The following is a 19,249-nucleotide window of genomic DNA, read 5'->3' as shown; positions in this document are numbered from 1 at the left end:
GTCAGCCTCTTCCGGTGCAGATTTTTTGCGCCGGGGAAATGATGGGTGCTGCGTATGAGCTCGCAAGAACGAAATGCCTTTTTCCGTCAACGCCGCGGCCTGCTTGCCGGCATGGCCGGCGCGCTTGTGCTGCCGCGGCTGGCGAACGCCTTCGATATTCCCGACGTTCCGAGGCTTGCCAGGCATGATTATGCCCATGTTCGCCGCCACTTCCGCACCAGGCTGCTGCAGAAGGGGCCGGCGCCGGACAAATACGAGCCGCTGACGGCACCCGCCGATGCCGACCGGATCTTCTATCGCTCCGGCTATGGCGGCGAACTGGAACTGACGGCCTGGGTGTCCAAGTACAAGCGTGAGCGCAAGGCCAAGCCCGGCATCCTTTTTCTCCACGGCGGCAATGCCATGGGCATCGGCCACTGGCAGCTGATGAAGCCCTATATGGATGCCGGCTACGTCGTGATGATGCCCTCCGTGCGCGGCGAAAACGGCCAGATGGGCAATTTCTCCGGCTTCTACGATGAGGTGGACGACGTGCTGGCCGCCACCGAGCGCCTGCGCCATCTGCCGGGCGTTGATCCCGAGCGCCTTTTCATCGCCGGCCACAGCATCGGCGGCACGCTGACCATGCTGACGGCCATGAGCACGCAGCGTTTCCGGGCCGCCGTGCCGATTTCCGGCAATGCCGACGCTTTCCGCTTCTTCAGCCGCTATCCCGAAGACATCCGCTTCGACGATTCCAACGCACACGAATTCGAGGTGCGCACCGCGCTTTGTTATGCGCACAGCTTCAAATGCCCGCTGCGCGTGTTGCACGGCACGGAAGAGTCGCACTTCAACGACCGCGCCGATCTGCTTGTCGCGCGCGCCCGCGCGGCCGGCACGCATATCGACGCGGCCACGGTTGCCGGCAACCATACCTCGGCGCTGCCGGCCGAGATCGCGCAGAGCATCCAGTTCTTCCACGGCGTGGCGGCCTGATCGCCGCCGTCCCCGGCCGGTTTGCGTCTCCGCCACCAGCCTCGCGCCAGCCGCGAATGCCATCCTGCGAGCAGATAATGCTGTCTCTGCTATCGCTGATGAGGATGGTTTCATGAATTTTCCGCGCCGGGCTTTTCCCTTTGTCGGGCTCGCGGCCGCTGCAATGACGCTCAGCGGCTGCAACATTCTCGTTCCCGATGTCGCAGCCGATTCGCCCGCGCGCTTCGTGCAGGAAATCTCGCCGGTGTTCTACGAGCCGCCGGGTGTCGATCCGCGCCGCGTCAAGCCGATCCCCGACCAGCCGGTGCCGCAGACGCGCGAACTCTACCAGACGCAGTTCCACCAGACCTACGGCCTGCCGGTCAGCAATCCGCTGAACCTCAACATGGGCATGTACGGCCAGCTGAAGGACGGCGAGTTCACGCTGCCGGCCATTCCCGCCAGCCGCATCCATCCGGAATATCTGCGCCAGGAGGTCGATTACCAGACCAACGAGCGCCCCGGCACCATCGTCGTCGATACCAAGGACCGTTTCCTCTATTTCGTCGAAGGCAACGGCAAGGCGATGCGTTACGGCGTCGGCCTCGGCCGCGAGGGCTTTGCCTGGAAGGGCCGCGGCGTCATCCAGTGGAAGCAGAAATGGCCGCGCTGGACCCCGCCGGTCGAAATGGTTTCCCGCCAGCCGGAGGTCCGTCCCTTCTCGGCCGAGAACGGCGGCATGAATCCGGGCCTTACCAATCCGCTCGGCGCCCGCGCCATGTATATTTTCAAGGATGGCCAGGATACGCTCTATCGCATTCACGGCACGCCCGACTGGCAATCGATCGGCAAGGCCGTCTCGTCCGGCTGCGTGCGCATGATCAATCAGGACGTGATCGACCTCTACGACCGCGTGCCGGCCAAGTCCGAGATCGTGGTGATGTAGGCCTGCAACAGGGCAGGCGAGATCGTTTGCCCGGAGCCGGACACGTCTGCGTGATGCTATGGTTTATTTAGCATAAGCCGATAGATTTTCCCTGCTGCATAATTCCTTAAATCGGAATCGCTTTAAGGATAAAATTATGCAGCAATTTAAAGTGCTACAGCGTCCTTTGCGCGTCTGAAGACGCGCGGCGCTGTAGTCGATATCGGCATTGGACGAATCAGGGTTCTGCTGCGTTTATGGCAGGCCCCCGCATCACGAAGGAAATCAGTCCCGCGTTATGAGCCTCGATAAACCTCTCTCCCGTCGCAGCTTTCTCTCCTTTTCGGCTCTGACAGCGGCCTCCGCGCTGGCAGGCTGTGCCTCCACGTCGAACACGGTCGAAAATGGCGGCATGTCGATCAGCTACCGCTCGCCTTTCCGTCCGTTCCAGACGACGAGCGCGCCCGGCGAAGCAGAACTTGCCGTCATGTACGGCCCGATCGAAGACGGCGGCTTCCTCATTCCCGCCGTTCCCTACCAGCAGATCGATCCGCGCTACTATCGCCAGCAGGTCGTGGACCCGACCGGCCAGCCGCCCGGCACCATCGTCGTCGATACGCCCTCGCGCTTCCTCTATCTCGTCCAGCCCGGCGGCATGGCGATGCGCTACGGTGTGGGCATCGGCCGCGAAGGTTTCGCATGGTCGGGCAACGGCGTCATCCAGTGGAAGCAGAAATGGCCGCGCTGGAAGCCGCCGAACGAGATGGTCGCGCGTCAGCCGGAACTCGCGAAATATTCGATCGAGCGCGGCGGCATGGAGCCCGGCCTGCTGAATCCGCTCGGCGCGCGTGCGCTCTACATCTTCTCGAACAACGAAGACACGCTCTACCGCCTGCACGGCAATCCCGAATGGCGCTCCATCGGCAAGGCCGTCTCGTCGGGCTGCGTGCGCCTGCTCAACCAGGACATCATCGACCTCTACGACCGCGTCCCCAACAAAACCCCAATCGTCGTTTGGCAGTGAGCTGCGGTCGGGCGTAGCCCGAGCAATCGATCCAGTGAATCGATTGCAGCAGCGAACGCCCGGAGCGCGAGCGAAGGGCTGGAGTGATGCCGCGCAGCGGCAACAATCGATCCAGTGAATCGATTGTAACGACGAACGCCCGGAGCGCGAGCGAAGGGCTGGAGTGATGCCTGACCCGAAAGCAGATAAACCGCTCGTCAAACGGGCGGTTTATCTTATTGTGCAGGTGCCGAGCATGGCGGGCGCACCCTCAACCGCCGCCAAAACGCCACCACCCCTCAAGCCGCCTCGGCGCAAATCCCCGCCTTGCAGCCCGAAGCAAGCAGTGCCTTGTCCGCCACTTCGATAAACAGCTGCCGGAACCATGCCGCCCGCTCGTCCGCCCTGTCCACCCGCCGGTACAGCATCGATACCGGATCGGCCGGCAGCGCGATCGGCGGTATCGAGATTTCGAGGTTGTGAAGCTGCGCCATGCAGCGGCCGAGCGATTCCGGCACAATGGCGATCGACGGCATGGCTCTGAGCGCCGGCGGCACCGCCGAATAGCGCGGAACCGTCGCCACCACGTTGCGGCTGAGGCCCACCTTGTCGAGCGCGGCATCGACCGCCGTCGTCGCGCTGCCGACAAAGGAGATGGCGATATGCGGCGCTGCGACGAAATCCTCGACGCTGAGCGGCGGCTTCAGCTTCAACTGCTGCGGATCGTAGATAGCGATCGAGCATTGCTCGAAAAGCGGCAGGCGGACATGCCAGGAGGCCGGTTCGCCGTGAACGGAAATGCTGAATTCGTAAGCGCCGTCGTCGAGCATCTGCGCCGCATCGCGCTTGTCGGCGGCAACGCCGACCAGCCGCGCACCCGGCGCAAGCTGCCGCAGCCGGGCCGCCAGCGGGCCGAAAAAGGCGGTCTCCAGATTGTCGCACATGCCGACGCGGAATTCGCCCTGCCATGTGGACGGGTCGAAGCGGGTGGGCGGACGGATCGCCCGTTCGATGCCGGAGAGCGCATCCTCGATCGCCGGCGCGATGGCGAGCGCCCGCGCCGTCGGCTGCAGGCCGCGGCCGACGCGCACGAACAGCTCGTCGTCCAGCGCCTCGCGCAGCCGCTTGAGCGCGGCCGAAAGTCCGGGCTGGCCGAGCAGCAGCCTTTCGGCCGCACGGCTGACGTTGCGCTCCTGCATCAGCACCGAGAAGGCGAGCAGGAGGTTCAGGTCGATTTTGCGAAGGACAGCGTCATTCATCATTATGAGTAATACCTGACATGGCTACTATCAATTTGCAATAGGGTTTGAACCTGTACATTTTCGCGTTCCCTGCCGCCCGCCAGCCTCCCGGCGAAGGCGGCAGCAAAGAAGGAACCGAGATCGATGACCAATTCCCCATCTCCGCGCGGAGCCGGCCTGGCGTTGCTGCTGCTCTGCGCCGCGAACTTCCTGGACGCCATGGATGTTTCCACCATCGGGGTCGCCCTGCCGGCCATCCAGAGCGAACTTGGTATGCCGGCAACCTCGCTTCAATGGGCCGTCAGCGCCTATGTGCTGGGTTACGGCGGATTCCTGCTGCTCGGCGGCCGTGTCGCCGATCTTTTCGGCCACCGCCGCGTCTTCCTCTGGTCGCTCGGCATCTTCGCGGCCGCCAGCATTGCCGGCGGCTTCGTCGATAGCGGCCCGACCCTGATCGCCGCCCGCCTGGTCAAGGGCATCGCCGCCGCCTTCACCGCGCCGGCGGCACTCGCCCTGCTGCTGTCCGTCTTCGGCGAGGGCGAGAAGCGGGCAAAGGCGCTCGGCGTCTTCGCCTCGACCGGGGCCACCGGCTTCGTGCTCGGCATGGTCCTCGGCGGCGCGGCCACCATCTTCAGCTGGCGGGCGACGCTCGTCATGGGCGCTCCGGTCGCGATACTGGCGCTCGCCATCGCTCCCTTCGTGCTTCCGGCGGATGAACGCCGCGACGACGGGCGCAAACATTTCGACTGGGCCGGCGCCCTGACGATCACGCCGGGTCTCCTGCTCTTTGTCTTCGGCATCACCAATGCCGCGGCCGCCGGCTGGGGTGATTTCTTCACCTGGGGCTCGCTCGTCGCCTCCCTGGTGCTGATCGCGCTGTTCCTGATCGTGGAATCGCGCCATGCCGATCCGATGGTGCCGCTGCACATCTTCCGCAGGGCAAAGCTCAGCCATGCCAATGCGATCGCCGCCCTGTTCCAGGGAGCCTATGTCGGCTTCCAGTTCATCGCCACGCTCTACTATCAGGATGTCGTCGGCTGGTCGGCCCTTGCCACCGGCTTCTGCTTCGCCTTCGGCGGCGTCTGCGTCATGTTCCTCGCGCCGCGTTTTGCCACTGTCGCGCAGAACCGCGGCACGACAGGCCTGATGGCGGTCGGCGTCGGCCTGCAGGCCACAAGCTACATTCTCTGGGTGGCGCTGGTCGGCCACATCGACCCGATCATCCTGGTTGCCCTCAACCAGATCCCGCTGGGCGTCGGTTATGCCATGACCTACCCGGCGATCCAGGTGGCGGCGCTGTCGGATGTCGAAGAGGACAAGTCCGGCCTTGCCTCCGGCCTGCTTTTCGCCTCCTTCCAGATCGGCGGCGGCATCGTGCTGGCGGCGGCATCGGCGATCTTTGCCGCGGCCCCGCATTTCGGCTGGGACCCCTATGTCGGCGGTATCGTCTTCGTGGCGCTGCTGGCGATCCTGATCACCCTGCTTGCCGCCGTCGGCCCGAAGACGGCGAGCTTGCGCCCCGCCGCCTATCAGGCAGCGGAGTAAGGGAAAACGGCCCGCGCCGGTCCGGCGCGGGCATCCTCTTCCAGCCCGTGAGGAAAGCCCGGCCTACAGGCTTCCGTTGAGATTTCCCCTGAGCCGGGTCAGCATCTCGCGCATGACGGTCATTTCCTCCAGCGTGCAGCCGATCGCCTCGCCGATCGAAGACATGATCGTATTGACCTCGCCCTTCATCGCCTGGCCTTTCGGCGTCAGCGACACGATGACCTGCCGCTCGTCGCGCGAATCGCGGGTGCGCTTGATGAGGCCGTTCTGCTCCAGCCGCTTGAGGAGAGGGGAGAGCGTGCCGGAATCGAGATCCAGCTGGTCGCCGATCGTCTTGACCGGCAATTCCGCCTTTTCCCACAGCACCAGCATCACGATATATTGCGGATAGGTGAGGCCCACCCTGTCGAGTATGGGCTTGTAGGCCCGGGTAAAGGCATGCGCCGTCGCGTAGACTGCGAAACAGAGCTGCTTGTCCAGCCGCTTTTCCTCTTCCGGTATTTCCATCACTTTCGCTGTTCTCGCTTTCATCGCTGCCATCCCTGGAGGCCCTTATTGTCCTCCTTTCGAATTCGGAATGCAATTTGCAAAATTCACTTGCGTACAACTTAATTGCGCGATATTAAAAATCCAACCCGAACGATCGGGGCCAACCAAAGGAGATTGTCATGCCTATTCTCTACACGACCAAAGCTTCCGCCACCGGTGGCCGCGCAGGCCGCGCCGTTTCTGAAAACGGTGTTCTCGACGTCACGCTCACCGTGCCGAAGGAACTCGGCGGCGACGGCGCAACCGGCACCAATCCCGAACAGCTTTTCGCAGCCGGCTACTCGGCCTGCTTCCTCGGTGCCCTGAAATTTGTGGCCGGCAAGGAAAAGGTCAAGATTCCCGAAGAAACCACCGTTTCCGCAACCGTCGGCATCGGCCCGCGTGAAGACGGCGGCGGCTTCGGCATCGAAGTCGCGCTGACGGTCAACATTCCGGGCGTCGATCGCGAAACCGCCGAAAAGCTTGCCGCAGCCGCCCACATCGTCTGCCCCTACAGCCACGCCATGCGCACCTCGACCGAAGTTCCGGTCACGGTTGCCTGATTGATCTGCAGCATCCGTCGCGAAGGGCCGGGGCATTGCTCCGGCCCTTTTCGTCTGATCTCAATGCGCCGCCTGCTGCGCCGGGCCGGGCAGCTGGTCCGCATCGGTCAGTGTGCCGAGAAAAGCGACGATATCGTCGATCTCCGGATCCGTCAGGGCCGGCGGGTCGCCCGGCTTGCGGCCGAAGGGCGGGTCCTGGTTGAGATTGGCCCAATAGGCCTGCGGCACGTCGTCATATTTGCGGATCGTGCCGTCGGCATTCTTCGGATACCAGCGGCCCGGATCGCTGTCGCGCGTGGCGTAGAAGGAGACGACGTCGCGCAGCGAATGGAAATAGCCATTGTGGAAGAAGCTCTTCTTCAGCGCCACATTGCGCAGCGTCGGCGTGCGGAACAGGCCGCAATAATCCGGCCGGTCCTTGAAATCGGTGCGCTGCGGGCCGCAGAGGCCGAGATCGTGATAGTTCGGATCGCTGTTTGCCGGGATTGCCATATTGCGCGGCACGGCGAGCCCGAGAAAGCCGAAGTCGGAAAATTGCGGCGGCTCTCCGTCATTGGCGGGCTCGCTCAGATGACAGCTCGAACAGTTGCCCTTGGCCGGATCTTCGAAGAGTTCGCGCCCGTGCAGCTCCTGCGCCGTCAGCGTGCCCTTGCCGGCAAGGAAGGCGTCGTAGCGGCTGGAATAGGGGTAGAAGTCCGCGCCGCTCTGCTCGAAAGTGCTGAGTGCTTCGACCGCGCCCTGGAAGGCGTCCCTGGCATTGCCGAAGATGTCCTGGCCGAAAATCTCCCGGAAATCCTCCGCATAGGCCGCCTTGGCGAGCGCGGCGACGACTTGCGCTTCATCCTTGTTGCCCATTTCGAAGGGCGACAGCAGCGGGATCTTCGCCTGGTCGTAGCCGTGGTCCACGCGCCCGTCCCAGGTCAGGCCGCCGGTCGGCCCGTTATCGATGCTCTCGTCGCCTTCATCCTCGGAATCGTAGAAATGCTCGGTGAAGGAGGGCACCGCCTGCAGGTAGCGCAGGCTCGGCACGGCGCGCAGGCCCGGCTGGTCCATATGCGGCCCGCCCGTTTCGATCGGCGCGGCCGAAGCCGGCGCGAATGCATGGTGCGGGTCGTGGCACGAGGCGCAGGCCTGCATGCCCGAGGCCGAAAGCGAGGCATCGAAGAACATCTTGCGGCCGAGTTCCGTCAGCGCCTCGGCCCGCGCATAGGCCTGCGCCCGCGACATCGGGCCGGGATGCACGCCGCCGGTGACGGCCGCGCTGCTTTGCCGCAGGGGCAGAAGGCTGAAACCGAGCGCTGTCGCGGCCAGACCGAGTGCCAGGCCGGATCGCAGGAGCCAGGTAATCTTTGTCGCCATGTCAGGAATTCCAATGGGTTAGCATTGTATGCCCCCATGATCGAACCTGACTGCAACAGATTGATGACGCGCGCCTGCCGGCCGCGGGCGCAAGCCGTCCCGTGTCACAAAGTTGATAGATGGCGGTAATAGCGTCGCGCCTGCGCCTGGCCCATCCACATTCGCCGGGCGCTCCTCTAGCCACGCCCCCTTAGCCATGAGGTATCCCGCCATGACCAGACTGAATCTCCTCCGCAATCTTTCGCTGGCCGGCTCGGCCATGCTGCCGCTGGCGCTTGCCACGGCGGCCCATGCCGCACCCGCCGGTATCGACAAGATCCAGAATATCGTCGTCATCTACGCCGAAAACCGCAGTTTCGATAACCTCTATGGCAGCTTTCCCGGCGCCAACGGCCTTGCCAATGCAAGCGAAAGCCAGACCCGCCAGCTCGATCGCGACGGCACGCCGCTTGCCGAACTGCCGCCGGCCTGGGGCGGCCTGACCGCCAAGGGTGTCACGCCCGCCGTCACCGAGGCGCAGTCCGCCCACCTTGCCAATGCCGCCTTCTCGATCGACGATCCCAAGGGGTTTGCGCAGGCGCCGAGCGTGATCACCCGCGACCTCTGGCACCGCTTCTATCAGGAGCAGATGCAGATCGACGGCGGCAGGAACGACAAGTTCGTCGCCTGGGCCGATTCCGGCAGCCTCGTCATGGGCCACTATGACGGCTCGATCCTGCCCATGTGGCAGGTCGCCAGGAAATACGTCCTCGCCGACAATTTCTTCCAGGGCGCCTTCGGCGGCTCCTTCCTCAACCACTTCGCGCTGGTCTGCGCCTGCGCGCCCTATTATGCCGATGCCGACAAGAGCCCGGCCAAGCCTACCATCGCCAAGGTCGATGCCGACGGCATCTCGCTGACCCCTGCCGAGAACGGCCCGAAATCGGCCCTCGAAGGCGCGCCGAAATTCGTTTCCGACGGCAATCTCACGCCTGACTTCTACGCCGTCAACACCATGCAGCCGCCCTACCAGCCGAGCGCCAACGCGCCGGCCAAGGACGGTGACGCCGCCTATGCCGACCCGTCGCAGCCGACGACGCTGCCGCCGCAGCACGCCGTCACCATCGGCGACCTCCTGTCGCTGAAGGGCATCAGCTGGGCCTGGTATGGCGGCGCATGGCAGGCGGCCCTCGACGGCAAGAACGCCACGCCGGTGCCGAACTTCCAGTTCCATCACCAGCCCTTCAACTATTTCGCCAATTTCGCGCCCGGCACACCCGCCCGCGCCGAGCACCTGAAGGACGGCGGCCTCGGCGGCGAGGCCTTCATCAAGGATATCGACGACGGCAAGCTGCCGGCCGTTTCCTTCTACAAGCCGCAGGGCAACCTCAACGAACATGGCGGTTATGCCGACGTGTCGAGTGGCGACCAGCACCTTGCCGATCTCGTTGCGCATCTCGAAAAGAGCCCGCAATGGGGCCACATGCTCGTCATCGTCACCTATGACGAAAACGGCGGCTTCTGGGATCACGTCGCACCGCCGAAGGCCGACCGCTGGGGACCGGGCAACCGGATTCCCGCCTTCATCATCTCGCCCTATGCCAAGGCCGGCACGGTCGATCACACCCAATACGACACGACCTCGATCCTGCGCCTGATCACCGCCCGCTACGACCTGCCGGTCCTGCCGGGCCTGCTTGCCCGCGACAGGGCGCTGGCGCTCAACAACGAGCCGCCGATGGGCAACCTGACGGCCGCCCTCGACCTGACGCGCTGATCGTCGCGTCTATCCTGTCTTCTCCCCGGATGTCGGGGAGAAGACATTGTGCCTTGCGGATGCCTTATCCGTGAGCGCGCGCATTTGCCGGCGGGGCAGGCTCACGCCAGGTATTGCAGATCCCGCCTCAAGCGGTCGCCGTTGCCCTCGGGCAATGTCGTCTCCAGCGCCGCATGCGTGTTTTCCCAGATCGGCAGCGCCTTCTGCAGCACGGCCCGTCCCTCATCCGTCAGGCGCAGCAGGCGGCCGCGCCGGTCTTTCGGGTTCGGCACGACATCGACGAGGCCCCGCCGCTGCAGCGGTTTCAGCGCCGCCGTCAGCGTCGTCTGGTCCATGGCAAGCAGGTTTGCGACCGGCCCCATCGGCGGCGGTTCCGGCCGGTTCAGGGACATGAGCAGGGAAAACTGGCCGTTGGTCAGCCCGACAGGCCGCAGCGCATCGTCGAACAGCCTTGCGAGCGCGCGGGCGGCGCGCTGCACATGCAGGCACAGGCACGTATCCCGCACCAGAAGCGTTGTCGAAAAAGGAATCGCGATCAGGTTTGACATGATCTATTTCTATTGATATCAATGTATTTAGTCAAGAAGAGGAGACTGTCCGCCGGAGAATCCGGCCGCGCCGGAGGAGGGCGCAGACCATGCTGAACAAAGTAATGCAGAATCCCGTCGTTTCCCGCGAGGAATGGCTCGAAGCCCGCCGCGCCCTGCTCCAGAAGGAGAAGGAGGCAACCCGTCTCAGGGACAGGCTGAATGCCGAACGCATGGCCTTGCCCTGGGTGAAAGTGGACAAGGAATATATCTTCGACACGCCGGAAGGGCCGAAATCGCTCGCCGACCTCTTCGACGGCCGCAGCCAGCTCATGGTCTATCACTTCATGTTCGGCCCCGAATGGGAGGCCGGCTGTGTGGGCTGCTCCTTCCAGGCCGATCATTTCGACGGCACCTTGCCCCATCTCAACCACCACGATGTCACCCTGGTCGCCATTGCCCGCGCGCCGCTGGCCAGGATCGAGGCCTACAAGCAGCGCATGGGCTGGAAATTCCCCTGGGTCTCGTCCTTCGGCAACGACTTCAACTTCGACTATCACGTATCTTTCACACCGGAGGATCTTGCCAAGGACAAGGTCTTTTATAATTTCTCCGAGATAGCGCCCACCGAGGCCAATGACGAACTGCCCGGACTGTCCGCCTTTTATAAAAATGACAAGGGCGAGGTGTTTCATACCTATTCGAGCTATGCCCGAGGTGCGGAGGAAACGCTGGGAACGATGATGATCCTGGATCACGCGCCCAAGGGCCGCAACGAAGATTCGATCATGGATTTCGTGAAGCGCCACGACGAATATGAGGAAAGCCCCCAGGCCTCATCCTGCTGCCACTGACGCGGTCCCGGCAAGAGGTTGCGCGGTTTTGCGTCCGTAAATGCGTGAAGCATCCAGCCAGCCACCATCATCCGGAGGAGAGGACGATGAAGACTGCACAAGTGCTGAAGGAGCATGCTTTCCTGGAGAGAATGGTCGGTCGATGGACTGTCACCGCTTCGGACATGACCGGCCAGAAGCCCTGGGAGGAGACCGTGCGCTCCCTGCAGGGCATCTGGTTCGTCGCCGAAGGCACCGGTGAAATGGCCGACGGCAAACAGGCGACGACGATCCTGACCCTGGGCTACGACCCCGGCAAGGGCAAATATGTCGGCAGCTGGATCGGCTCCATGATGGACTACATGTGGACCTATGAGGGCGAGGTCGAGCCGTCGGGCAACGTCCTGTCGCTCTACACCAGGGGACCGGCCTTCGAAGGCGATGGCCTTGCCGATTATCGCGAGCAGATCGCTTTCATCGACGATGCCACCAGAACCTTCACATCGAGCGCCCGGCAGCCGGACGGCAGCTGGAAGCCCTTCATGGAAGCCAGATATGCCCGCAAGGGCTGACATCGCCGGGGCATATTCGACAGGCGGTTCCGGCCGAAGCCTGTAGCGCTTCAGCGCCCGGAATCGCGCAAGGCAGAGAGACAGAACTCAAGCGTGGACCGAGGAGAACACGATGTCCGATACGCATGGCAAGTTCATATGGTGCGAGTTGATGACGCCGGACCCGGATGCGGCGGCGAAATTCTACGGCTCCGTCGTCGGCTGGACGACGAAGCCGATGAAAGTGGACGACCAGCCGGAATATATCATCTTCGAGGCGAATGGCGTCGGCGTCGCCGGCATGATGCATTTCCCCGCGGAACTGGAAGGGCAGGGCATTCCGCCGAACTGGACCGGCTATGTCGATGTCGATGACGTCGATCAGTCGGCGCGCGACTTCGCGGCAAACGGCGGCACGATCCGCCGCCCGCCGGCCGACATTCCGACCATCGGCCGCTTTGCGGTCGTGGCCGATCCCGACGGCGCGGTGCTTTGCATCATGACGCCGCTGCCGATGGAAAACGCGCCGCCGGAACTGCCTTCCGACACACCCGGCCATATCGGCTGGCACGAGCTCTACGCCAATGACGGGGCAAAGGCCTTCGCCTTCTATGCCAAGCTCTTCGGCTGGACGAAGGACCAGGATTTCGACATGGGTCCGATGGGTATCTACCACATCTTCGCCGAGCACGGAAAACAGACCGGCGGCATGATGACCCGCCCGCCCGAGGTCGACATGTGTTTCTGGACCTATTATTTCACCGTGCCGGCGCTCGACGCCGCGATCGAGCGCATCAACGCCGGCGGCGGCAAGGTCGTCAACGGCCCGATGGAAGTGCCCGGCGCCTGGATCTGCCAGGCGGTGGACCCGCAAGGGGCGTTCTTCTGCCTGTCGGCGGGCAAACGTTAAAGCAATTCCAGCAAAAGTGGGAACCGGTTTTGCGTGCGGAATTGCGCTGGAAAGAGAGCAATTCCAGCAAAAGTGGGAACCGGTTTTGCGTCCGGAATTGCAGAGAAAACAATAAGCTAGAGCATTGAAGGCGCTCGGTTTCCGCCGAAAATGCCCTGGCGCCGGCGATAGGGTCGCAAACGGTCCGGTTTGCGACCCTTTTCTCGCTATCCCATGCTTGCAAAGAACCCTTCCGGGCTCTCCACCTCGATGAGCTTCTTCCGCTCGATCAGCCAGAAGCGGTTGCCGACGGCGCGCACGAAGCTGCGGTCGTGCGAGACGAGCAGGCAGCTCGCCTCATGCGCCATCAGCTCGCTTTCCAGCGCTTCCTGCCCTTCGATATCGAGGTGGTTGGTCGGCTCGTCGAGCAGGTAGAAATTCGGCTGCGTCAGCCGGAGCACCAGCATGCCGAGCCGCGCCTTCTGCCCGCCGGACAGCAGCTTCACCGGCTTGCCCTGCATCTCGATCGTCATGCCGGCGCCGGCCAGCAGCGCCCGCGCCCGCTGGTCGCCGACATCGAAGCGGCGGATGATCGTCTGCAGCGGCGTGTCGGCATCGCTGAGATCGGCCAGCAGCTGGTCGCCATAGCCGAGCACCAGCGAGGGCGTGGCCTTGATGCCGGCCCTTGCCGTTTCCGGCTCGGCGATCGCCGCTTTCAGCATGGCGACAAGCCGTGACTTGCCCGCACCGTTGAGGCCGAGCAGCACGATGCGGTCGCCCTGGCAGATGAACTGTCTTCCGGTGCGCAAAAGCAGGCTGCCGTCAGGCGTCTTGACCTCGGCATCCTCGAGCGTCACCAGCACCTTGGCATGCGTGCCGCGATTGGCGAGGCGGATGGCGCCGGCCGAACGCTCCAGATGCGCGGGTCTTGCCGCTTCCTCCAGTTTCTCGGCGCGCTGCTTCAGTTGCTTGGTCTTGACCACCAAAAGGTCGCTGCCGGAATTGATGCCGATATTGTTGAGCTTCGCCGCCTGTTTGCGCAGCTGCTCGACCGTCTTCATGTCCTTCTCGTAGCGCCTGGCGTCGGAAGCGTCCGCCTCGTCGAGCGCGGCCCGCGCCCGGCTGTAGGGCAGGGAAAAGACCGGCGATTGCTCCGGCCGCAGGAAGAGCGTCCGGTTGGTCGTGGCATCCAGGAAGGCGCGGTCATGGCTGGAAATGATGACGGGCGTGTCGCGCGGCAGGGCGTTCAGCCAGCTTTCCAGCCGCGCGATCTTTTCGAGGTCGAGATGGTTGGTCGGCTCGTCGAGCAGCAGCACGTCGGGTTCGTTCACCCAGGTGCGGGCGATCAGCGCCAGCCGCTGCCAGCCGCCGCTGAGCTGGCGGAGCGCCCGCTCGCGCAATTCCTCTGGCACGTCGAGCGATTCCAGCACGACATCGGCGCGCCAGCTTTCGCTCTCGGCCTGCTCGGCCGGAAGCGCGCGCAAAACGGCCTCGCGGAACGTGGCGTCGAGAAGATCGGGCGGCACGTTCTGCTCCACATGGCCGAGGGTGAGCCCGCGCGCCCTGGTGATCTCGCCCTCGGTCGGCTCCAGCCTGCCCGTCATGAGGTTGAGCAGGGTGGATTTTCCGCGCCCGTTGGCCGCCACGAGGCCGATCCTGTCGCCGGCATTGACGACGAGATTGAGCCTGGAAAACAGCGGGGCGGAAAGCACGATGCCGAGATTGCGGATATTGATGAGGGTCATGATCGGATCCTGGTCTTGCCAAGCGATCGCACCTGTCCGGGGCCTCAGCCATCGACGGAAAAGCGCGTTCTGCTTGGCGGATTGAGAAATGCATGCGGCTTGAACGGGGGCGTTAAGACGCAGCAATGCCACGAGGGGCGGACCAGGAAGAGATTTGCGAGAAACGGTCTCTGGTCAGCCCTGCAAACGCATCTGCAGGGCGTTGACGGGGCCACGCTGGCGATGATGCTGGAAATAGGTATTCACGCGCAGCCCTCCTTTCTTTCTCGGTTGCGGGCATGGAAATACCATTGCCTGCCCTCGCACACAAGGGTTCCGGATGGTGAAAAACACGCTCTGATGGTATGAAATTCCTTCATCATTCGGGATGAGGCGAGGGATGATTTCCGTTTCGAGGGCCGCCAGCAGACAGGATTTCGTCATCGCCGCCGGCTTCTGCGAGGCGCTCGGCGCCCTGGACGTGGAACTCGGGCGGGACCATGGCGTGCCCGCCGAGATCGTCATGGCGCTTTTCCACGGCGAGAACCATGAAAGCCTTGCCCGCAAATACGGTGCCGGCGAAGCCGTGATGTTCCTTGCCCGGTGGCAGGGCGCGCCCGCGGGCTGCATCGCGCTCGCCCCTTTCCGGACCGACGCGATGGAGATCCACAAGCTTTACGTCGATCCCGCCTTTCGCGGCCGGGGCATCGGCAATCTGCTGATGCAGAGGGTATTCGGCGAAGCGAGGAAGAGCGGGCGCCCCACCATGCTCGTCAACACCGCTTCCTATCTGAAAAGCGCTGTCTGCCTCTATGAGGCCTTCGGCTTTACCCATTGCCCGCCCTTCCGCAGCGTGCCGGCGGAAATCAGCCATACCGAAGTCTTCATGTCGCGGCCGCTTTGATCCCGGCGCAATCGCGTGGCGCCTGTTTGCCATCATGGTTGCGCAACATCGGGCGATCGTTGTAAGCGGCCTCGACAGATTGTGGAAACTCTCGAACGGGGGATGATGTTATGGCAGGCGATGACGACGATTACGTTTATGACGAGGCGACAGGCGAATGGCGCCCGGCCTCGGAGATGGCGGCAGCCGCACAGGCCGCGTCAGAGGTTCGCGACGCCTCGGGTAATGTGCTGAAGGACGGCGATTCCGTCACGCTGATCAAGGACCTGAAGGTCAAGGGCGCCAACCAGACGCTGAAGCAGGGCACGGTCATCCGCTCCATCCGCCTGACGGACAATCCGGAAGAGATCGACTGCCGTCACGATACGATCAAGGGTCTCGTCCTGCGCACGGAATTCGTGCGCAAGCGCTGATCGAATCCTGTCGCGCCGGGCCGGTATGGTCTTGCGCGACAGGCGTCGGACATGGAAACGCGGCAGGCGATCCGAAAGACCGTGCCGCGCCAGAGCCTTGCCGCCTGAGCCTTACCGCTTGAGGCTTCCGAGGATGCCGCGCACCAGCGCCCGGCCGACCTGTGTCGCCACCGTGCGCGCCACGCTCTTCATTGCCGCTTCCATCACCGTTTCGCGCTGGTAGCCGGAGCGGCCGCGCGACTGGCCGCGGGCGGCGGGTTCGTCGTCGCTGCCGCCGAAGCCGGGCAGCGTCCATCCGGATGTGGTGCTGCCTTCCTGCGGCGCCGGAGCTTCTTCCTGCGCCCGCCGGGCGGCTTCGGAATCGGCGGCCTTCCTGGCGCGCGCGGCAAGCAGCTCGAAGGCGGATTCGCGATCGATATCCTCGTCATAGACGCCGAGAACGGGGCTGTGGTCCATGACCAGCTGGCGCTCGGCATCGCTCACCGGCCCGACGCGCGCGGATGGCGGGCGGATCAGCGTGCGTTCGACGATCGACGGCGCGCCCTTGGCCTCCAGCGTCGAGACGAGCGCCTCGCCGGTGCCGAGATTGGTGATGACGGTGGCACAGTCGAAGGCCGGGTTGGGGCGGAACGTATCGGCCGCCGTCTTGACCGCCTTCTGCTCGCGCGGCGAATAGGCGCGCAGGGCGTGCTGAAGCCGGTTGCCGAGCTGGGCAAGCACCGTTTCGGGCACGTCGAGCGGGTTCTGCGTGACGAAATAGACGCCGACGCCCTTGGAGCGGATGAGGCGCACGACCTGCTCAACGCGTTCGATCAGCACCTTCGGCGCATCGTTGAAGAGCAGGTGCGCCTCGTCGAAGAAGAAGACGAGCTTCGGCTTGTCGGGATCGCCGACTTCGGGCAGTTCCTCGAACAGCTCGGAGAGCAGCCACAGCAGGAAGGTGGCGTAAAGGCGCGGGTTCATCATCAGCTTGTCGGCGGCAAGCACGGAAATCTGCCCGTAGCCGTTGTTCGACGTGCGCATGATATCGGAAATCTTGAGCGCCGGTTCGCCGAAGAAATGTTCCGCGCCCTGCTGTTCCAGCACCAGCAGCGCTCGCTGGATGGAGCCGACGGACGCCTTGGAGATCAGCCCGAACTGGCTGGAAAGCTCGGTGGCGTTCTCGCCCATATAGTTGAGCAGCGCGGTGAAATCCTTGAGGTCGAGCAGCGGCAGGCCGGCCTTGTCGGCGATCTTGAAGGCGATGTTGATGACGCCTTCCTGCGGCTCGGAGGCATCCATCAGCCGGGCGAGCAGCAGCGGCCCCATCTCGGCGACGGTCGTGCGCACCCGGTGCCCCTTCTCACCGAAGAGATCCCAGAAGATGACCGGAAACTGGTCGAATTCGTAATCGGTAAAGCCGATCTGCTCGGCGCGCTTGGTCAGGAAATCCTTCGGCTCGCCCTTGGCGGCGATGCCCGAAAGGTCGCCCTTAATGTCGGCGGCGAAAACCGGCACGCCGGCCCTCGCAAAGCCTTCGGCCAGCACCTGCAGCGTCACCGTCTTGCCGGTGCCGGTGGCACCGGTCACGAGCCCGTGGCGGTTGCCGAACCTGAGGTCGAGATATTCGCCCTTGTTGATGCTGTCGTCTGGATTGCGGCTTGCGCCGATGAAAATCTTGCCGTCCTCGAGCATGTAAGAATGTCTCCTCGGTCGATGCCGCCGCTCAGTGCCGGAATATGCGATCATCCTCTTTTCGCACATTCATGCAAATATCGTTTCTCTGTTATAAGCAGGCGACGGGAGACGGACAACTGTCTGCGTTAAAAGGAAAAGCGGAAGCCGACAGCGCACAGACGGTCGCTTGAGTTGCCGCCGCGATTCGATTACGTTGACGTTAACGTCAAAACAGGAGGCAGACGATGAATGAGATTGTGACTGAAATCGCCAATCGGGTGGGCATTGAACCTGAGCTTGCCGAAAAGGCGCTCGGCATGATGCTCGGCTTCCTGCAGCGCGAAGCGGCCGACGGCCCGGTCGCCGTAATGATCGAGAAGATCCCCGGCGCGACCGAACTCGTCGCCCAGTTCAATGGCGAAGGCTCCGGCGCCGGCGGCGGCCTGCTCGGCGGCCTGATGAGCGCGCTCGGCGGCGGCGGCATCATGGGCCTCGGCCAGCAGCTGATGAGCGAAGGTCTCGGCATGGGCGAAATCACCTCGCTCGCCAGGGAAACCATCGCGATTGCCAAGGAACATGCCGGCGAAGAGGTTGTCGATCAGGTCGTCGCCTCCGTTCCTGGCCTCAGCCAGTTCGTCTGAGACGGCCCATCTCTTCGTGAGGCCTGGCATCATATGGCGGGCCTTTTTTGTTCCGCCGGGACGCAAAGTCGGTTATTCGGCCTTCTGGACATCAAATCGGGAAGGGCGGATGAACGCAAGCGATCGATCCTCGTCAGTGCTGAGAGAGCATTTCGAAGAGCACCGGACCAAACTCAGCCGGTCGGAACTGGCCGTGGCTGAACATCTGGTCAGGATGCCGATCGATGTCCTGATTTTCCGCAGCGCCGAGGAGATTGCCGCCGAGACCGGCACCAGCGACGCGACCGTCATCCGCACCGCCAAGCGCCTCGGCTTTTCCGGCCTGCCGGAGCTGAAACGCGTGTCGGGCCGCGTCATGGCGCGCACCATTTCCACCAGCGAGCGGCTGGAGCAGCGTTTCCGGGCGACCGGCGACGATCTGGAAAAGGTCGCCGGCCAGATGTTTGCGACCGCCCGCGAAGTCTTGACCTCCACCGAGGAACAGGTGGACGGCGCCATGCTTGCCACCGCCATCTCGCTTGTCGAAGGCGCCGATACGGTCTGGTGCATCGGCCTCGGCACGGCCGAGGTCGAGGCCCGCCATTGCGCGATTGCGCTCAGCCGTGCCGGCGTGCGCACCCGCTGTACCGGGGCATCGGGCTTCACGCTTGCCAACGAGCTGATCGACCTGCGCCCCGCCGACGTCATCGTCATGTTCCATGCCGTGCGCGAGACAGCCGAGTTCAAGCTCGTCGTCCGGCAGGTCAGGGACATCGGCTGCAAGGTCGTCCTGGTCTGCGGCGTGCAGCTGCGCGCCCGTTATGCGGACAAGGTCTCGGCCGTTTTGACCTGCATCGGCTCGCCCTCCAAGCTCGCAAGCTGGAGCATCGGCGCCATCGTCATGGCCGATCTTCTTGCCTATGGCGTGGCGGTCCGCAACCAGCAGCAGGCGACGGACGCCAAGAAGCGCCTCGCCGAGCTGCGCGATCAGGCGCTCGGCAACGACTGACCGCAACGGCGACGCCTTTGCCGTTCCGCGCCCGCGAAAATAAACATGAGAAATTGAGTTATGTTTATTGAAATGCAGACTACAATATTGTAGTCACCACGACATGGCGCCGTGCCGCAGCGGCGTCGACTGTCGGGGTTATTGCATGACGCGCCTGTTTCTTCGCTGCAGGACGGCTGAAGACCGTTCCTTTTCCCATAAGACCGTGCCCAGACGCCGACACCGGCAGAGCGGCTGACATCATCC

General features: G+C 63.7%; 19 protein-coding genes. 13 read left to right on the top strand and 6 right to left on the bottom strand.

The window, feature by feature from the left end:
• Positions 1-54 precede the first annotated feature (54 nt).
• The 3 genes from ACU8HS_RS04090 (at position 55) to ACU8HS_RS04080 (ending at position 2,906) form a co-directional block, all read left to right on the top strand.
• Positions 55-978, top strand: a complete 924-nt coding sequence (locus ACU8HS_RS04090) for an alpha/beta hydrolase family protein (RefSeq protein ID WP_112568481.1) — start codon at positions 55-57, stop codon at positions 976-978.
• Positions 979-1,090: 112 nt separating this feature from the next.
• Positions 1,091-1,903 carry a L,D-transpeptidase gene (locus ACU8HS_RS04085; RefSeq protein ID WP_112568483.1) on the top strand — a complete coding sequence of 271 codons (813 nt, stop codon included), beginning with the start codon at positions 1,091-1,093 and terminating at the stop codon, positions 1,901-1,903.
• Between the two features lie 277 nt (positions 1,904-2,180).
• Positions 2,181-2,906 carry a L,D-transpeptidase gene (locus tag ACU8HS_RS04080; RefSeq protein WP_112568485.1) on the top strand — a complete coding sequence of 242 codons (726 nt, stop codon included), beginning with the start codon at positions 2,181-2,183 and terminating at the stop codon, positions 2,904-2,906.
• Positions 2,907-3,184: 278 nt separating this feature from the next.
• Here ACU8HS_RS04080 and ACU8HS_RS04075 read toward each other — a convergent pair whose 3' ends face one another.
• Complete coding sequence (locus ACU8HS_RS04075) at positions 3,185-4,147, bottom strand: LysR family transcriptional regulator (RefSeq protein ID WP_112704219.1); 963 nt, start codon at positions 4,145-4,147, stop codon at positions 3,185-3,187.
• A gap of 123 nt (positions 4,148-4,270) precedes the next feature.
• Between ACU8HS_RS04075 and ACU8HS_RS04070 the strand changes: the two genes are divergently transcribed.
• A complete protein-coding gene (locus ACU8HS_RS04070; RefSeq protein WP_447015450.1) occupies positions 4,271-5,671 on the top strand; it encodes an MFS transporter in 1,401 nt (466 codons plus the stop codon).
• A 63-nt stretch (positions 5,672-5,734) separates the two neighbouring features.
• Here the strand turns inward: ACU8HS_RS04070 and ACU8HS_RS04065 are convergent, their stop codons facing one another.
• On the bottom strand, positions 5,735-6,211 hold the full coding sequence (locus ACU8HS_RS04065) for a MarR family winged helix-turn-helix transcriptional regulator (RefSeq protein ID WP_112568491.1): 477 nt from the start codon (positions 6,209-6,211) through the stop codon (positions 5,735-5,737).
• 128 nt (positions 6,212-6,339) lie between these two features.
• On the opposite strand from ACU8HS_RS04065, the gene ACU8HS_RS04060 reads away from it, so the two are divergent.
• Positions 6,340-6,762: an organic hydroperoxide resistance protein gene (locus ACU8HS_RS04060; protein ID WP_007818814.1), complete on the top strand. Its 423-nt coding sequence runs from the start codon at positions 6,340-6,342 to the stop codon at positions 6,760-6,762.
• Positions 6,763-6,822: 60 nt separating this feature from the next.
• Here ACU8HS_RS04060 and ACU8HS_RS04055 read toward each other — a convergent pair whose 3' ends face one another.
• Positions 6,823-8,121: a cytochrome-c peroxidase gene (locus ACU8HS_RS04055; protein WP_447015449.1), complete on the bottom strand. Its 1,299-nt coding sequence runs from the start codon at positions 8,119-8,121 to the stop codon at positions 6,823-6,825.
• A 211-nt stretch (positions 8,122-8,332) separates the two neighbouring features.
• Between ACU8HS_RS04055 and ACU8HS_RS04050 the strand changes: the two genes are divergently transcribed.
• Positions 8,333-9,877, top strand: coding sequence for an acid phosphatase (locus ACU8HS_RS04050; RefSeq protein WP_112704214.1), 1,545 nt, complete (start codon positions 8,333-8,335; stop codon positions 9,875-9,877).
• A 101-nt stretch (positions 9,878-9,978) separates the two neighbouring features.
• Here the strand turns inward: ACU8HS_RS04050 and ACU8HS_RS04045 are convergent, their stop codons facing one another.
• Positions 9,979-10,425 (bottom strand): MarR family winged helix-turn-helix transcriptional regulator, encoded by a 447-nt coding sequence (locus ACU8HS_RS04045; protein ID WP_112704213.1) that lies wholly within the window; start codon positions 10,423-10,425, stop codon positions 9,979-9,981.
• Positions 10,426-10,529: 104 nt separating this feature from the next.
• On the opposite strand from ACU8HS_RS04045, the gene ACU8HS_RS04040 reads away from it, so the two are divergent.
• The 3 genes from ACU8HS_RS04040 (at position 10,530) to ACU8HS_RS04030 (ending at position 12,698) form a co-directional block, all read left to right on the top strand.
• Positions 10,530-11,258 (top strand): DUF899 domain-containing protein, encoded by a 729-nt coding sequence (locus tag ACU8HS_RS04040; protein ID WP_112568760.1) that lies wholly within the window; start codon positions 10,530-10,532, stop codon positions 11,256-11,258.
• Between the two features lie 86 nt (positions 11,259-11,344).
• Positions 11,345-11,809, top strand: a complete 465-nt coding sequence (locus ACU8HS_RS04035; RefSeq protein ID WP_112756639.1) for a DUF1579 domain-containing protein — start codon at positions 11,345-11,347, stop codon at positions 11,807-11,809.
• 112 nt (positions 11,810-11,921) lie between these two features.
• Complete coding sequence (locus ACU8HS_RS04030) at positions 11,922-12,698, top strand: VOC family protein (RefSeq protein ID WP_447015448.1); 777 nt, start codon at positions 11,922-11,924, stop codon at positions 12,696-12,698.
• 206 nt (positions 12,699-12,904) lie between these two features.
• On the opposite strand, the gene ACU8HS_RS04025 is transcribed toward ACU8HS_RS04030, so the two are convergent.
• Positions 12,905-14,422: an ABC-F family ATP-binding cassette domain-containing protein gene (locus tag ACU8HS_RS04025; protein WP_447015447.1), complete on the bottom strand. Its 1,518-nt coding sequence runs from the start codon at positions 14,420-14,422 to the stop codon at positions 12,905-12,907.
• A gap of 379 nt (positions 14,423-14,801) precedes the next feature.
• Here ACU8HS_RS04025 and ACU8HS_RS04020 point away from each other — a divergent pair, with 379 nt between their 5' ends.
• Both ACU8HS_RS04020 and ACU8HS_RS04015 read left to right on the top strand, forming a co-directional pair.
• Complete coding sequence (locus tag ACU8HS_RS04020) at positions 14,802-15,305, top strand: GNAT family N-acetyltransferase (protein WP_112757970.1); 504 nt, start codon at positions 14,802-14,804, stop codon at positions 15,303-15,305.
• 110 nt (positions 15,306-15,415) lie between these two features.
• The gene (locus ACU8HS_RS04015; protein WP_112568508.1) at positions 15,416-15,718 is read left to right on the top strand and encodes an alkylphosphonate utilization protein; all 303 of its coding nucleotides are present in this window, start codon (positions 15,416-15,418) and stop codon (positions 15,716-15,718) included.
• 111 nt (positions 15,719-15,829) lie between these two features.
• On the opposite strand, the gene ACU8HS_RS04010 is transcribed toward ACU8HS_RS04015, so the two are convergent.
• On the bottom strand, positions 15,830-17,392 hold the full coding sequence (locus ACU8HS_RS04010) for a helicase HerA-like C-terminal domain-containing protein (RefSeq protein WP_112757969.1): 1,563 nt from the start codon (positions 17,390-17,392) through the stop codon (positions 15,830-15,832).
• 227 nt (positions 17,393-17,619) lie between these two features.
• On the opposite strand from ACU8HS_RS04010, the gene ACU8HS_RS04005 reads away from it, so the two are divergent.
• Both ACU8HS_RS04005 and ACU8HS_RS04000 read left to right on the top strand, forming a co-directional pair.
• Positions 17,620-18,015 carry a hypothetical protein gene (locus ACU8HS_RS04005; RefSeq protein ID WP_112704206.1) on the top strand — a complete coding sequence of 132 codons (396 nt, stop codon included), beginning with the start codon at positions 17,620-17,622 and terminating at the stop codon, positions 18,013-18,015.
• A 109-nt stretch (positions 18,016-18,124) separates the two neighbouring features.
• Positions 18,125-19,003, top strand: coding sequence for a MurR/RpiR family transcriptional regulator (locus tag ACU8HS_RS04000; protein WP_447015446.1), 879 nt, complete (start codon positions 18,125-18,127; stop codon positions 19,001-19,003).
• Positions 19,004-19,249: the final 246 nt, after the last annotated feature.

Source organism: Rhizobium sp. KDH_Rht_773_N (assembly GCF_052946295.1).
This window is presented reverse-complemented; position numbering and strand designations above follow the sequence as displayed.

Excerpts from the sequence above, each read along its gene's own strand:
- ACU8HS_RS04020 (WP_112757970.1), top strand. The coding sequence starts at position 14,802 with ATGATTTCCGTTTCGAGGGCCGCCAGCAGACAGGATTTCGTCATCGCC.
- ACU8HS_RS04055 (WP_447015449.1), bottom strand. The coding sequence starts at position 8,121 with ATGGCGACAAAGATTACCTGGCTCCTGCGATCCGGCCTGGCACTCGGT.
- ACU8HS_RS04000 (WP_447015446.1), top strand. The coding sequence starts at position 18,125 with ATGAACGCAAGCGATCGATCCTCGTCAGTGCTGAGAGAGCATTTCGAA.
- ACU8HS_RS04090 (WP_112568481.1), top strand. The coding sequence starts at position 55 with ATGAGCTCGCAAGAACGAAATGCCTTTTTCCGTCAACGCCGCGGCCTG.
- ACU8HS_RS04040 (WP_112568760.1), top strand. The coding sequence starts at position 10,530 with ATGCAGAATCCCGTCGTTTCCCGCGAGGAATGGCTCGAAGCCCGCCGC.
- ACU8HS_RS04005 (WP_112704206.1), top strand. The coding sequence starts at position 17,620 with ATGAATGAGATTGTGACTGAAATCGCCAATCGGGTGGGCATTGAACCT.
- ACU8HS_RS04075 (WP_112704219.1), bottom strand. The coding sequence starts at position 4,147 with ATGATGAATGACGCTGTCCTTCGCAAAATCGACCTGAACCTCCTGCTC.
- ACU8HS_RS04080 (WP_112568485.1), top strand. The coding sequence starts at position 2,181 with ATGAGCCTCGATAAACCTCTCTCCCGTCGCAGCTTTCTCTCCTTTTCG.
- ACU8HS_RS04060 (WP_007818814.1), top strand. The coding sequence starts at position 6,340 with ATGCCTATTCTCTACACGACCAAAGCTTCCGCCACCGGTGGCCGCGCA.
- ACU8HS_RS04070 (WP_447015450.1), top strand. The coding sequence starts at position 4,271 with ATGACCAATTCCCCATCTCCGCGCGGAGCCGGCCTGGCGTTGCTGCTG.
- ACU8HS_RS04085 (WP_112568483.1), top strand. The coding sequence starts at position 1,091 with ATGAATTTTCCGCGCCGGGCTTTTCCCTTTGTCGGGCTCGCGGCCGCT.
- ACU8HS_RS04025 (WP_447015447.1), bottom strand. The coding sequence starts at position 14,422 with ATGACCCTCATCAATATCCGCAATCTCGGCATCGTGCTTTCCGCCCCG.
- ACU8HS_RS04045 (WP_112704213.1), bottom strand. The coding sequence starts at position 10,425 with ATGTCAAACCTGATCGCGATTCCTTTTTCGACAACGCTTCTGGTGCGG.
- ACU8HS_RS04030 (WP_447015448.1), top strand. The coding sequence starts at position 11,922 with ATGTCCGATACGCATGGCAAGTTCATATGGTGCGAGTTGATGACGCCG.
- ACU8HS_RS04065 (WP_112568491.1), bottom strand. The coding sequence starts at position 6,211 with ATGGCAGCGATGAAAGCGAGAACAGCGAAAGTGATGGAAATACCGGAA.
- ACU8HS_RS04015 (WP_112568508.1), top strand. The coding sequence starts at position 15,416 with ATGGCAGGCGATGACGACGATTACGTTTATGACGAGGCGACAGGCGAA.
- ACU8HS_RS04035 (WP_112756639.1), top strand. The coding sequence starts at position 11,345 with ATGAAGACTGCACAAGTGCTGAAGGAGCATGCTTTCCTGGAGAGAATG.
- ACU8HS_RS04010 (WP_112757969.1), bottom strand. The coding sequence starts at position 17,392 with ATGCTCGAGGACGGCAAGATTTTCATCGGCGCAAGCCGCAATCCAGAC.
- ACU8HS_RS04050 (WP_112704214.1), top strand. The coding sequence starts at position 8,333 with ATGACCAGACTGAATCTCCTCCGCAATCTTTCGCTGGCCGGCTCGGCC.